This is a genomic window from Pseudomonas petrae, from assembly GCF_021728295.1.
Lineage (GTDB): Bacteria > Pseudomonadota > Gammaproteobacteria > Pseudomonadales > Pseudomonadaceae > Aquipseudomonas > Aquipseudomonas petrae.
In genome coordinates this window covers 417590-431465 of sequence record NZ_JAKJXE010000003.1, presented here as the reverse complement: position 1 = coordinate 431465, position 13876 = coordinate 417590, and the positions used below count along the sequence as shown (strand labels likewise).

At 58.5% G+C, this 13876-nt stretch carries 9 protein-coding genes and 4 pseudogenes; 4 read left to right on the top strand and 9 right to left on the bottom strand.

Annotated features, from left to right (window positions below):
- Positions 1-19: 19 nt before the first annotated feature.
- The 3 genes from L4G42_RS07655 to L4G42_RS07645 form a co-directional block, all read right to left on the bottom strand.
- Positions 20-445, bottom strand: coding sequence for a DUF2628 domain-containing protein (locus L4G42_RS07655; protein ID WP_237252770.1), 426 nt, complete (start codon positions 443-445; stop codon positions 20-22).
- 244 nt (positions 446-689) lie between these two features.
- A complete protein-coding gene (locus L4G42_RS07650) occupies positions 690-1844 on the bottom strand; it encodes an epoxide hydrolase family protein (protein ID WP_237260724.1) in 1155 nt (384 codons plus the stop codon).
- On the bottom strand, positions 1841-2761 hold the full coding sequence (locus tag L4G42_RS07645) for an NmrA family NAD(P)-binding protein (RefSeq protein ID WP_237252773.1): 921 nt from the start codon (positions 2759-2761) through the stop codon (positions 1841-1843). The genes L4G42_RS07650 and L4G42_RS07645 overlap by 4 nt, the downstream gene beginning before the upstream one ends.
- 112 nt (positions 2762-2873) lie before the next feature.
- On the opposite strand from L4G42_RS07645, the gene L4G42_RS07640 reads away from it, so the two are divergent.
- From L4G42_RS07640 to L4G42_RS26280, 3 genes and pseudogenes are all read left to right on the top strand, one after another.
- Positions 2874-3500 carry a TetR/AcrR family transcriptional regulator gene (locus L4G42_RS07640; protein ID WP_237252775.1) on the top strand — a complete coding sequence of 209 codons (627 nt, stop codon included), beginning with the start codon at positions 2874-2876 and terminating at the stop codon, positions 3498-3500.
- Positions 3501-4053: 553 nt separating this feature from the next.
- Positions 4054-5103, top strand: a pseudogene (locus tag L4G42_RS26285) (methyl-accepting chemotaxis protein); the annotation flags it as partial.
- On the top strand, positions 5086-5958 hold the full coding sequence (locus tag L4G42_RS26280; protein WP_419789351.1) for a methyl-accepting chemotaxis protein: 873 nt from the start codon (positions 5086-5088) through the stop codon (positions 5956-5958). The pseudogene L4G42_RS26285 and the gene L4G42_RS26280, both read left to right, overlap by 18 nt.
- Positions 5959-6078: 120 nt before the next feature.
- Here the strand turns inward: L4G42_RS26280 and L4G42_RS07630 are convergent, their stop codons facing one another.
- The 4 genes and pseudogenes from L4G42_RS07630 to L4G42_RS07610 form a co-directional block, all read right to left on the bottom strand.
- Complete coding sequence (locus tag L4G42_RS07630; protein ID WP_237252779.1) at positions 6079-6309, bottom strand: hypothetical protein; 231 nt, start codon at positions 6307-6309, stop codon at positions 6079-6081.
- A 13-nt stretch (positions 6310-6322) separates the two neighbouring features.
- Positions 6323-6723, bottom strand: a pseudogene (locus tag L4G42_RS26275) (hypothetical protein); the annotation flags it as partial.
- Positions 6724-6759: 36 nt separating this feature from the next.
- Complete coding sequence (locus L4G42_RS07615; RefSeq protein WP_237259752.1) at positions 6760-7158, bottom strand: hypothetical protein; 399 nt, start codon at positions 7156-7158, stop codon at positions 6760-6762.
- Position 7159: 1 nt separating this feature from the next.
- Positions 7160-8743, bottom strand: a pseudogene (locus L4G42_RS07610) (RHS repeat-associated core domain-containing protein); the annotation flags it as partial.
- A 12-nt stretch (positions 8744-8755) separates the two neighbouring features.
- On the opposite strand from L4G42_RS07610, the pseudogene L4G42_RS07605 reads away from it, so the two are divergent.
- Positions 8756-9008: pseudogene (locus L4G42_RS07605) on the top strand (UvrB/UvrC motif-containing protein); the annotation flags it as partial.
- Positions 9009-9064: 56 nt separating this feature from the next.
- Here L4G42_RS07605 and L4G42_RS07600 read toward each other — a convergent pair.
- Positions 9065-9448: an Imm50 family immunity protein gene (locus tag L4G42_RS07600; protein WP_237252784.1), complete on the bottom strand. Its 384-nt coding sequence runs from the start codon at positions 9446-9448 to the stop codon at positions 9065-9067.
- Complete coding sequence (locus L4G42_RS07595) at positions 9445-13824, bottom strand: RHS repeat-associated core domain-containing protein (RefSeq protein WP_237252786.1); 4380 nt, start codon at positions 13822-13824, stop codon at positions 9445-9447. Before L4G42_RS07595 ends, L4G42_RS07600 begins: the two co-directional genes overlap by 4 nt.
- Between the last annotated feature and the right edge of the window lie 52 nt (positions 13825-13876).

The window sequence follows — 13876 nt, the reverse complement described above, 5'->3', positions numbered from 1 at the left end:
TCTGCGGTCCGTCTTTACCTTACCAACGCATGCCTTTGAACGGGTTCCAGCCTTGTTCGCCTTTAATTTCCTTGAGGTAATAGGCGTAGTTTGTGGTCCTTGCGTACAGGGCGTTTATGACGACACCCACAGCCAAGTCAAGCTGTTTGGCGTAGGCAAAGTTGGTTGCGGAGTAAAAGATTTCCGACACGATACTGATGGCCAGCAAAATGCCGATCAACGTCAGATTTTTCTTCCACAAGCCCAGGACGAACAGGTAAATCGGGCCGAAGAAAAACGCGATGATGTTCGCGTTGACCTTGATCCTTTGTTTGAGAGGCAGCTTCAGCCATGCTGGCTTGAAAGTCGGCGAGTTTGGCGCGCCATGCTCGTCAAAAAATGAGAAACGTTGCTGCCATTTCTCGCTATACGCGCTCCGGCTTTGTACTTGATCTGTCGTGTTCATTTGAAATTTCCTTATGGTCCATGAGTAGTAAGTTTCTTCCCGGATGTCCTGGGTGGTGCTTGTTTTATACGTTGCTGACTGCGTGGTTTCTTGCGATTCCGATTTTGATACTTAAGTGCACGGCGCGTCGCTGGCAGCCTTTTATAGTAGGAAAGCTTCTACAGGCGGAAGATTTTTCTCGTTTTTGTTACAGATTGGACGATGTGATGCCTGTGCCGCCGCTCAAGCCAGCAAAGCAAAGGTATCAACGCAACAGGCGGAAGGTCTCACGCACATGCGCGGTGAGCGTTCCCGGGTTCTCCATGGCAGCGAAGTGGCCGCCGTGCTCGGCGTCAGCGAAGAACCGCAGGTCATCGAAACGCGCCTGTGCCCAGCGCCGTGACAGGCGAAGCAGCTCGCCCGGGAACATACTCACGCCCGCAGGGATGGGGACGGCGGGTGCAGGGCCTTGCTGTTGCATTTCGCGCATCCCCTCCCAATAGAAACGGACCGAGCTGGCACCCGCATTAGGCAGCCAGTACAGCATGATGTCGTCGATCAGCGCATCGAGCTCGATGACCCGCTCGGGTGCTCCGCCGCTGTCAGAGGCATCCTGAAACAGCGCGTAAAACCACGCCGCCAGGCCAACGGGCGAATCCGTTAGGGAGAAGCCTATCGACTGCGGCCGGGTGCTTTGCACCTTCATGTAACCGGACAGCTCTCGCTCATAGCGTTGCGCGTCAGCCAGCATGCGTTGCTCTTCAGGGGTGGCCTGCGCGATTTCATCTTCAGTGGGTTGGTACATCACCATGTTCAGGTGAATGCCGATCAGGCCGGGCGGGCGCATGTGTCCAAGTGCGGTGGTTACGGCTGCGCCCCAGTCGCCACCTTGGGCGGCCCAGCGCTGGCCATATCCCAAACGGTCCATCAATTGCGCCCAGGCCGCCGCAGTCTTGCCCACGCCCCAGCCCGGCGAACGTGGCTTATCACTGAAACCAAAACCCGGTAGCGCCGGGATCACCAGATGGAACGCATCGCTGGCCTCGCCGCCATGGGCAGTCGGGTCGGTGAGGGGGCCAATCATCGCCCTGAACTCCAGAATGGAGCCTGGCCAGCCATGGGTCATCAGCAAGGGCAGGGCGTCAGGGTGAGGCGAGCGTATGTGAAGAAAGTGGATGCCAAGGCCGTCGATCTCGGTCCGGCTGCTGTCCCACTGGTTAAGTTGGGCTTCGGTGGCCCGCCAGTCATAGCCGTTACGCCAACGCTCGACCAGCGCCCGCAGGCGCTCAAGCCGAGGTCCCTGGCTGTTGTCGGACACGGTCTCGGGATCAGGCCAGCGGGTTTGCGCCAGGCGCTCGGCCAGATCGTCGAGTTGCGCCTGGGGAATATGAAGGGGGAACGACTCGAGAGGGTAGGTCATGGGTTGATCCCTTGCACATGGGTACGGGCCAATGTGTCACGGGCGGATGCCCATTCACGTTGGCCATAGCGGTCGTTGTCCAGATTGAGCAGCTTGCCGCGCCCACTCATCATGTCTCGCAGGTATTGCATCCCTTGCCAGGCGGGGAAGGGCTTTTTACTGGCAGGCGTAAGCGCGCGCACCACGGAGATAAGGGCGGACAGTGTGCCGATATTCCCGGGGCGCAGTGTGCGGTAGTGCTGCCCGGTCAGCTCGGTCAGGATGTTGGCAATCTGCGCAGGCGTCACGCTGTTGCCGGCAATGCGCAGAAAACGCGGCGTGTGGTGATCGAGCGCGGCATCGGCGGTGAAGGCGGCTACGTCGTCCTTGGCAGTGAAGTCCAGCGGCTGTTGTGCGTCACCGAAATGCAGTACTCGGCGTCCGGGCAGCACGATAGGCGCGTCGCCCTCGAGCAGCTCCAGAAAGCCGCCGTTGAGGACAGAGGTGACGGCGATGTCGGCCGTATCGAGTTGGGTGGCGAAGCGCCGGCGAAGGTCCAGGTTGCGGTTTTCACCAGGGCGGGTACGGGTGTAGTCGAGCGAATAATCCGAGGGAATGAACCGAGGCACCCCAGCGGCTACAGCGGCCTCCAACAGCCTGCCTTGCTGCTCGATGATCACCTCTCCCAGGCCGTTGAGCGTAGACACCACGCAACCCGAGCCGGCAACGGCACGGCGCAGGCCCTGAGCGTCATCCAGTGAAACGGGCGTGATCGCAACGCCGCTATTGCGCAGGCCCGCCAGCCGCGCTTGTTCAGTGCCTGGCCGAACCAGCGCTACGACATGGGCACCGCGCTCAACCAGCGCCCGGGCTACGCGGTGGCCCAAGTCTCCTGTAGCGCCAGCAACCACAATGGGTAAAGCAGTCGTGTGATTCACAAAGCGCCTTCCTGGTCGGTTTCAAAGAGTAAAAACGGCGCTGACTGCGCCGATTTAACTGAACGTTACCGTTTAGTTGACGCGCAAACAAGAGGTAGGTAAGTTGCCGGCCATGACGTTGATCACGACCAAATCCAAAGGCGGCAGACCCAGGCAAAGCCAGGCGGGCGAGGCCGAGCGCCGATTGCTGGATGCCGCGCTGCAGCGCTTTTTGGCCAATGGCGTCGAAGGCACCTCATGCGAAGACATCGCCCGGGCGGCCGGCGCCAGCAAAGCCACTCTGTATGCGCGCTACGCCAATAAAGAGGCATTGTTCGAGGCCGTGGTGCGGCGCCACGTCGCCACCTTGTTGGTGCCTGCGGAAACGATTCCCGCGCTCCCGCTCGAAGGCCGCCTGAGGCACGTGGGCCAGGGCATTCTCGAACATGCGCTGCAACCCGATACCCTGGCTATGATGCGCCTGGTGATAGCCACTTCCAGTCGGACCCCGCTGCTGGCGGCCGAAGTGAACCGCATCGGGTGGGAAGGCGGGTTCACTAGAGTGCGTTCGGCCATTTTGGCAGGCCCGGACCAACCCTCGGATCCTGATGCGCTGGCCCTTCAATTTATCGATTTGGTGTTCGCGCCCCATCAGCTCAGAGCACTGCTGGGGGGAGACCGGGTGCAGTTGATCCATGCTATTCCCGAGCGAGTGGAATGGGGTCTCAAGCTGGTTCAGGCCGCCGGTTTGTTGCGGTGAAAGTTTAAGATTCTACCGGCTTGCCAGGCAATGGGTCTGCACTATAAATACCTCGCGGGATTTAAGTGGTGATCAACTAACAGCAGCCAGCGTGAGTGCTTATTAATTAGGTATCTAACGATGCTAGCTATTTAAAAGAGAAGTTGCCATGAGATGGGCAATAGCCACAATTAACGTAAAGAGTAAGTGTGTGTTGTATGCGGCTGATCCAGCTTCCATCCACCGATGGTCACTTTCCCTAACTCTTTAGCCTTGAAAGGCCCGACCTTGGCGCACTTGGCTTGTAGCAGCATCATTTCCAACCTTTTAAGCCCAAGGTTACCTCAGCCCCCGGCCGACACGACCGTCCATCGGGCACGCAACGAAACGGCAAATAAGTTGAACTTTCATATTCGAGCCAGTTATCGTCGATAAAAATGCACTATTAGGCCGATAGCGGATGAAAAGTGATATTTCACTAAAGTTTCGTTGCGCGTGGCCGAAGTTTAAGGAGGTAGGTATGGCAGAGAGTAGCCCTCCCCTATGTGAATACCTATAACTTTCAGAGGGCGCCATGTTAAATAATATATTGATCAATATGACTGTCAGGTCAAAGCTTGTACTCGGCTTCACCCTGGTGATCATATTTACCGTGCTGATCGCTTTCACGGGGTGGACAGGAATCTCCTCACTCAGCGAACGAAGTGAGCGTGTGTCTGATATCGCGAAACTCACAACGCTGACGCGGGACATGCGCATAGCCCGGCCGGTTTACAGCCTGAATTCTGACGACGCAAACGCCGCCAGCTGGCTGAAAGCCTACGGCAATCTAGACGGTCATTTGGCTTATTTACGCGAAATACTGGATTCCGAAGTCAATATCCCCCATGTAAAAACCGCGACAGCCGCGATGACGGTGTACAAGGGTTTTTACAACGATGTCATCAATGGGACCCACGCTCGCGAAGCCAGTCGAGCCGTATTTGGCAGTAACGGCGACGATGCATCGGAGGCGCTTCAACGCCTTGACGTATTCGCCAATTTGCCAGAAGGCACGCCCGCACAGCAAGATGCAATCAGGCAGGAGCAGACGCTCTTTCAGAAAATGCGCTTTGATGTGCGTGGGTACACTTACACGCTCAAACCTGACGCGCAGCCGCTGGCGATCGCTTCAATCGCCACGGTCTTGAACAACACCCAATCCCTGCAAGCCGCCGGATTTCAACCTGATGTCATTAAAGGTCTCCAGGCTTCACTGAGTAAATACCAGGCTGCCATCGCTCAGTTCTCAGAAGCACAGGCTGCGATTAACCAAGGACAGGCGGGTATCACGAAAACCATCGAGATCTTGCTGAGTTCCGCCGATCAGTTGGCACAAAACCAGGTTTCGCTGCGTATTGAGGACGTTGGTCAAGCCAACAAGATGTTGATTATTTGGCTCAGTATCGCGCTCATCATCAGCGCATTGGCTGCATGGGTCATCACACGCGTCATCGTGGGGCCGCTTCGCGAGGCGCTGCAGTTGGCTGATCGAGTAGCAAACGGTGATCTGACCTACAGCGAAGTGACGGTAAGGCGAGACGAACTTGGCCTGCTGCAAACCAGCATGCACAGAATGACCACGAACCTGCGGCAATTGATGGGGGGCTTGCGTGACGGCGTCACTCAGATCGCGAGCGCTGCCGAACAGTTGTCGGCAGTGACCGAGCAGACCAGTGCGGGGGTCAATAGCCAGAGAAGCGAAACCGATCAGGTCGCAACAGCCATGAATGAAATGGCCGCCACTGTTCAGGAAGTGGCGAGGAACGCAGAGCAGGCGTCACATGCGGCGGTCAGCGCCTCCAAAGAAGCCCGCGATGGGGATGCAGTTGTCGCCAAGGCAGTGCTCCAGATCGAAAAGCTCGCAACCGAAGTGGGTCATTCGAAGACCGCGATGGATGAGCTCAAGCAAGAGAGCAATAAGATCGGCGGAGTGCTTGACGTTATCAAGGCCGTTGCCGAGCAAACCAACTTGCTGGCACTCAATGCCGCTATTGAAGCCGCGCGCGCTGGCGAAGCCGGACGAGGTTTTGCTGTGGTTGCGGATGAAGTGAGAAGTCTTGCCCAGCGCACCCAAGCGTCGACCGAAGAAATTGCGACATTGATTGGTGGTCTGCACAGCCGGACCGCACAGGTGGCGAACACCCTGGAAAACAGTCGCGTCCTGACTGACAGCAGCGTGGAGCTGGCGCGTGATGCAGGGGCTTCGATCGGCAACATCAGCCGCTCAATTTCAACCATCGAGTCGATGAACCAGCAAATCGCCGCCTCTGCTGAAGAGCAAAGTGCCGTGGCCGAAGAAATCAATCGCAGTGTTCTCAGCGTAAGGGACATCTCCGAGCAGACCGCTTCCGCCAGTGAACAAACAGCAGCGTCAAGCGTTGAGCTGGCGCGTTTGGGTGTGCATCTGCAGGGGTTGGTGAGCAAATTCGTTGTCTAGCCGCCGGGGAGGTACGTGGAGTGGTTATCGCTTGGACGGAGATTGGTAAATCTTTGGCAAGCCTGATCGATCCAAGGTGTTACAGGACCGCTGCGTAGCCCCGGTCCGATCTCCCCTGACTCATCGGATGCCAAACATGTGTTTCAGGCGCTGCAAAAAGGCGACGCAGGCGCTGTTTTCGTCCCTGAAGTGCTGCTCTTCGGTGCGCAATCCGCGCTCACTGTAGAAGATCGACCAGCGCCCGTTTTCTTCGACCAGGCAGAGAGCCTCGTCGTTGATTTCGCCGATGGCGTAGCTGTCGACGGGGGCTTGGATTGTTTTCAACTGTTCGGCCAACTCACCGCGATCCACATTTGCCTCCTTTTTGCGAACCGCTGGCGTCCAACTCCGAAGGCACTGCCCCGGCGGCCCGCGCCGCAGCGATGCCGTTGATGAATGTGTCGGTCGAGCCAGTGAGGATATTGGCCTGCACCGTGGGCGGGAACAGGCCGTTGCCAATGTCCTCGCATAACGAACTCAGCCCCTTGTCGGCCCCGGTTTTGCTCATCGCAACGCCGACAATCACCCCAACCACCGCCCCAACACACACGCACCGATCCCGCCCGTCGCCACGGTAATCCCCGTTGCCGCTACTACGGCAGCAGTGGCGAGCGCTGTGATCGCCACGTTAGCCGCAACCTCAAGCACACCGCCGAGGATGTCAGCCATCATCGAAGTATGGGAAAGGGCGTTGCCCAGGCGGGCTGCGTAGAGTGGGTTAGACATTTATTGTTCAGGTGACAGGAGTGGGAAGTTGATGCGCTACAGCTTTTTTACTTTCCAGACGCGAGTGGCAGTGGTGAAAGAAAGTCCTTTAAAAAAAACAGCCAACCTATTCACTTCCTCCCATACATAGACGCGAGCTGAGCTAAATACTATGGAGCTGTCTTGGTTCGAAATCTCTAAAAAGTAGTGGTCCTTTTCGTAATCGTAGGAGCCATCATTTTTTAATGCATAGCGAGCGGGGCGCATCGTAATTACGCAATCGTCTGCGAGATATACTGTTTTCTCAAGCTCGGCCGCATCTTGGTTCCATGGGTTTTTTTCTGACCGTATCGAGGATTGATGTTCATCACGCAGAACGGTGTACCAGTAAGGCTCTACCTTATCCTCTAAAGCTTTTTCCAGATTTGAACTGGAGCGTACAACCAGCTTTTTCATATCAGTAATCCAAATGAAGGTTGGATGTGATGCCTTGTTCATTATTCCAGGCGTTCACATGAGGGCCTGCGCCCAGTTGGGGATGGCCAGGTGAGTCATCCCTCCATCCGGACGTCTCTGACTGGTTTTTCATGCCTATCCTTCCTTGAGAGTTTTTCCACGAGGGTGGCCCTCCTCGGAAGTCTGCTTTGGTAATTGGCAGAGGTCTCGAGCCCAAGTTGCCAGCAATCTCAGACGCAGCCTGACGCGCAGCACGTCGGTTAGGCATTTTGTATCTGTTCTCGCCAGCCGCAACACCACCATGTCTCTTGATAATCGACTCGGCATGAGCTTGAGCCTTAGTGTCCCGGAAGCAAGGCTTCCATCCCAGAGGATCCACCCACCCAACCGGATTCGGCGCGTACTGATAAAGGTTGATCCCGCCCGCCAACCCAATAGGATCCGGCGTCGTGAACCTTCCCACATCCGGGTCGTAGAACCTGAAGGTGTTGTAGTGCAGTCCGGTCTCGCGATCAAGGTATTGGCCCTGGAATCTGAGGTTCTGTTCCTCGAGGAAGTACGGCTCGCGGGCCTCTTCGGCGGTGTTGCCCCAGACCTGATAACGCGCCTGCCAAACGACGTGGCCGTCAGATTCGGTCACCTTTTCGGGCAGGCCGTTGAGGTCGTTGTGGTAGTAGCGAATTTTTTGCAGGCCGCCGCTGCCGTCGATGCGGGCGAGGGGGTCGTGGCTGCCGTCGGCGTAGACGTCCAGGCTGGTCAGGCTGTTGCGTTGTTCGTGCAGCAGGCGCAGGCCATCCCAGGTAAAGACCGTTTCGCCGAGCAATTGGCCGTGTTGATCGTGTTCGCGTTTGCCTATGCGTCGGCCCAGCGGGTCGTAGTTCATGCGCACGACGTGGCCATTCGGGTTGCGCACTTCGGTCAGGCGGCTGGCGGCGTTGTAGGCAAAACGTTGGGTGCCGTGGCGGGCGCTGAGTTTTTCGATCATCCGCCCGAAGCCGTCATAGCGATAACGCTTGTCCTGATACGTCAGCAGCCTGTTGTGCACGACCCGCCCGGCACCGGATTGCGGGCCGTCGAGCAGGTTGGCGGCGGCGTCGTAGGCGAAGGTTTCGCTGTTTCCCTGAAAGTTGTCCTGACTGGCCATGATCCGCGCCGTGGCGTCGTAGTGCAGCAGCGTTCGCTGGTCACGCTGGCGGTTGCGATGCAGTCGTCCGATCAGGTTGTCGGCGGGATCGTATTCAAATTCCTTGCCCGATTCGGCAGGCAGTTGCGGCGGTTGATGAGTGGCCCGACGCAACCGGGAACGCAGACGCCCCGTGCGGTCGTACTGGCTGCGCGTGCTGATCTGCCCCTGGCTGCGCAGCACCTCGCGATGCAGGCGATCACGCTCGAAGTCGCTGATGACCTGCCCATCGAGATTGATCTGGTGCAGATGGCCGCTGCCGTAATGCAGGCGATTGAGCCAACGGCCATCGGGCAGTTGGGTTTGAGCCAGATTGCCCAGTTCGTCGTAGTGATGCTGCAACGCGCCAGCCGCCGTGTGCTCGCTGAGCAACTGACCCATCGCGTCGTAGGCAAACCCCAGCTTCGTGGGCGGGGAAAGGCCGTTGCCGACATCATGGAAGGCGCCACCGTACACGGCTCGCGCAGCAAGAAGCGTAAAGGCATGGCCAAAGCCGCCGAGGAAAACGCCAAGTACGAAGCCGAATTGCGCTCGCCGAGCGAAATCACCAAATGCATTCGTCAGCTGGAAGAGAAGATACCAACTGGCCCGCGACCTGGAATTCGAAGCGGCGGCGCAAATGCGCGACGAGATCGGCAAGCTGCGGCAGCGGTTGTTGGTAGTTTGATAGCGGCAGTAAGAATCATTGCCCCAATGCCCGCATCAGGATGAGGTGGGCAATCGTTAAGAAAGGTACGTCCTGCACTGTTGAAATGTCAGCGTGCTAACCGTAAATGCTATTTTCCAGCCCTCGCCTTTAGTTTGGATACATAATTTGCGGTCGCGTAATTCGCACTCCACATTGCTGTAATCGATTTTGTTCCAATCCGCAATCTCTATGTCATCAATCCCTGTGCCTAGCATTGCGATGACGACAGTGTCGTAATTTACTCCCCAAGCTCCCCATTTGGGTATCTCTCGAGAGGGTTTCTGTCGTGTATGGATATTTAAACTAAACTCAGAGTCTGGGTCGAAGCCGATGTGCGCAATGAGCACAGTATCCGTGAGCCCTTCAGGAAAGATGCTTTTAAGGAATGTGTTGTTATAGATACAGTCGATGATGTTCATTTTTCGATGCCAAAATTGTAGTGGCCGTGAGTGCCGTCCGCTGAGCCGGAGCGCAGCTTATCTCCCTGCCGAGCGTTGAAGTGCGGTTCTGCGCCATGCATATGTGTTGCCTTCGAGTGGCCGTAACTGTGCTCTTGAATAGTAATTTTGCTACCCCTGATATTGACGTACTCATAGTTTCTTGTCATCACAGCTTCTCCATTTTGCATAACCGGACTGCCGTATCCATCATCGAGCGGTTGTCTATATAGCCTTGTTGGAGCTGCGCTGACTGGAATACCGGCATCACGCTTTAATTGTCGAAACGCATCCCTCCTACTTGTCGCCTGATAGGACGTCTTCTTGTTGGGGTTGCAATTCCAACCCCACGGATCCACCCACCCAACCGGATTCGGCGCGTACTGATAGAGATTAATCCCGCCCGCCAACCCAATAGGATCCGGCGTCGTGAACCTTCCCACATCCGGGTCGTAGAACCTGAAGGTGTTGTAGTGCAGTCCGGTTTCGCGATCAAGGTATTGGCCCTGAAATCTGAGATTTTGTTCCTCGATGAAGTACGGCTCGCGGGCCTCTTCGGCGGTGTTGCCCCAGACCTGATAACGCGCCTGCCAAACGACATGCCCGTCAGCTTCGGTCAACTGCTCGGGCAGGCCGTTAAGGTCGTTGTGGTAATAGCGAATTTTTTGCAGGGCGCCGCTGCCGTCGATGCGGGCGAGGGGTTCGTGGCTGCCGTCGGCGTAGACGTACAGGCTGGTCAGGCTGTTGCGTTGTTCTTGCAGCAGGCGCAGGCCGTCCCAGGTGAAGCGAGTTTCGCCGAGCAATTGGCCGTGTTGGTCTTGTTCGCGTTTGCCGATGCGTCGGCCCAGCGGGTCGTAGATCATGCGTACGACGTGGCCATTCGGGTTGCGCACTTCGATCAGGCGACTGTCGGCGTTATAGGCAAAACGTTGGGTGCCGTGGCGGGCGCTGCGTTTTTCGATCATCCGCCCGAAGCCGTCATAGCGATAACGCTTGTCCTGATACGTCAGCAGCCTGTTGTGCACGACCCGCCCGGCGCCGGATTGCGGGCCATCGAGCAGGTTGGCGGCGGCGTCGTAGGCGAAGGTTTCGCTGTTTCCCTGAAGGTTGTCCTGACTGGCCATGATCCGCGCGGTGGCGTCGTAGTGCAGTAGCGTTCGCTGGTCACGCTGGCGGTTGCGATTCAGTCGTCCGATCAGATTGTCGGCGTGATCGTATTCAAATTCCCTGCTCGATTCGGCAGGCAGTTGCGGCGGTTGATGAGTGGCCCGACGCAACCGGGAACGCAGACGCCCCGTGCGGTCGTACTGGCTGCGCGTGCTGATCTGACCCTGGCTGCGCAGCACCTCGCGATGCAGGCGATCACGCTCTAAGTCGCTGATGACCTGCCCATCGAGATTGATCTGGTGCAGATGACCGCTGCCGTAATGCAGACGGTTGAGCCAACGGCCATCGGGCAGTTGCGTTTGAGTCAGATTGCCCAGTTCGTCGTAGTGATGCTGCAGCACGCCAGCCGCCGTGTGCTCGCTGAGCAACTGCCCCATCGCGTCGTAGGCAAACCCCAGCGTCTGTTGCTGACCAAACTCATCGGCAAACGCGACTTCAATCAGCTGATCCAGCAGGTCATAGCGGTACTCTGTGCGCCCGTCGCCAGTGACCTTGGCGATCAGCCGGCCCACTCCGTCGCGCTCCAGGGAGTGAACAATCGAATCCGTAATACGCTGGTTTTCATCAGGCGCAGGCAACTGCTCTAGGCGAACCGGATGACTCAATGCGTCGTAGCCATAACGCCGCTGGCTGCCATCCAGATCCTGCTGCGTCACCAGCCGATCCGCGGCATCCCAGACAAAACGATAGCTCTCGCCATTCTCGTTGGTCAGCGCCTGCAGTCGGCCATAGGCGTCGTAGCTGAACTGCACCTGACGATTGTGCGCGTCGAGGCGTTGGCGCACCTGACCCCGGCGGTCGTACTCATAGCGCGTGGTATGGCCGGCCGGGTCGGTATAGCCGGTGAGCAATCCGCTGGCATCACGCACGTAGTGTTCAACCCGACCGTCCGTCAACTGGCTGCGCAACAGCCGCCCTTGGGCGTCGTGCTGATAAAGCGTGCGCTCCCCCAGCGCGTCGGTGATGCCCTGCAGGTAACCGCGTTGGTCGTAGCTGAAGGCCGTCGGATAACCCGAGCAATCCACGTGTTCGATCAACTGACCGAATTCATTCCAGCGCAGCTGTTTGCGCTTGCCGATGGCGTCGATGATCTCGATCACCTGACCACGCCCGTCGTAGCGATAGCGCGTGACATGCCCCAGCGGGTCGGTTTCGTGGGTGCAATTGCCCCGCGGGTCGTAGCGGTATTGCCAACTGTTGCCGGCGGCGTCGGTTTCGACCAAGGGCAACGACCAGTGCTCCAGCCAGACCGTGGAATCACTGCGCCCCAGCGGATCCTCGGTGGCACTGACATTGCCAGCGTCGTCGTAGCTGTACGACCACTTGCCACCTTGCGGATCGACAGCAGAGAGCAACTGACGCTCGTCGTTCCAGGCAAAACGCCAGGTCTGGCCGAGATTGTCGGTGTACTCGGTGATCTGGTGCTGACTGTTCCACAGGCGCGTGCTGCGCCGGTTCAGGCTGTCGGTGATCTGCGTGCTGCCCGCGCCCAGGTCGTAGTCGAAGCGGTACTCATCGCCCTCGTCAGTCCAGTGACGAACCACGCGCCAATCGCGCCCATCAATCAGCGCCCATTCATAAAAGCAGCGCAAGCCAGTCGGCAGTTGATGCTCGACCATGCGCTGCCTGCTGTCGTAAGCAAAACGTCGCTGTACCGCGCCAAGCGCATCGCGAACCTCGGCCAGATCGCCAAAAGCGTCGTAGGCATAGCTCGCCAGAACTTCCTGGGTTTGATCGCTAAAAGAGCGCTCGACACGCTCAACCCGACGCGGCCATTGCGCCGAATAGGCCATCGACACGCATAAAGCGTTCAATGTATCGCGCAGTTGAATCAGCCGACCGCCAGCGTCGTAATCCAGATAAAGACGGTTGTCGTTACGGTCGCCCAGTTGCGTCAGGCGCAGCAAAGAGGCATCGGTCAGCGTCGGCTCGAACAGCCGATAAACCCCGTCCTCGCTCTCGATCAGCAACTGACCATCGCCATGCCGCTTCACGGCCAGCCCTTCGCCTGCGCTGAATACCGCGCCGCCGAGTGGGATCGCCCCCATATCGATGCTGCGCGCCTGCTCATCGATGTAGATCAGCCGTTCGCCACCCTCCGGATGGGCTTCGATGCGCACACTGACCTCAAACGCCACGCTCCAGCCCGCGCCGAACAGGCCATCGCGGCGCTCGTCACGGCTGCTGTAAAAACGCTGCCACTCAATAGGCAGGATGCCCGGCAGTACGAAGTCCAACTCTTCATCGCCGCCCAGGACTTTGGCGCCGGTCGCGGCATGCACCGGGTTTGGCGAGCCGGCGATGGCGTTGGTCAGCGCACCCATGGCCGAACTGACGACGAACGAGTTCACGCCGCTAAGCAGCATGCACGGCAGGTTGCTGAGGAACTTGCCCTTGCTGCCCTTGAGCATCATCAGCGCGGTGATCGCCAGGCCAACCCCGGGCGTCTTGCCGCTGCGGATTTCCCGCACCACCACCTTGCCGCCGCCGATGCGCACGTTGGGCGAGATCAACCCCGAGGACACGACTGTCGCGTCGCACGTACTGCGATCGCCGCTGCGCACGGCGGGCTGGCCATTGATCGTGACCTTGTCCGAACCTTCGGCGAGCATCTGGGGTGGCATCGGCGGGTGACGCGTGCAGAGCACCAGATCCAGCGGCTTGGGCACAACGCCCGGTCCCGGCGTCGCGACGGTGGGGCGCCACATCTGCGCGAAGAAGCCCTTGGCCATGTCGAGAAAGCCCGGTTCTTCAGATTGCGTTTCTGGCTCTTCGGGCGCTGCGCTGTCGGGTGAGCCCGCTGGCACCAGCGTCGACGGCACGCTCCCTGCCGCCCGCGCGGCGGGAATGCCGTTGATGAAAGTGTCGGTGGAGCCCGTCGAAATATTCGCCTGAGGCGTGGGTGGGAAAAGGCCGTTGCCGATGTCTTCGCACAACGAACTGAGGCCCTTGTCGGCCCCGGTTTTGCTCATCACCACACCGACAACCAGTCCGACCACCGCGCCCAGCACGCAGGCGCCGATGCCGCCAGTGGCCACTGTAATCCCCGTCGCCGCGACCACTGCAGCGGTAGCCAGTGCGCCGATGGCAATGTTGGCGGCCACTTCCAGCACGCCGCCGAGAATGTCGGCCATCATCGAGGTGTGCGACAACGCATCGCCCACCCGAGCGGCCCAGAGTGCGTCAGACATTCACGGCGCTCATGAAAAACGAGCTGCGGGGCGTCTTCGTGCCATGTGCCCC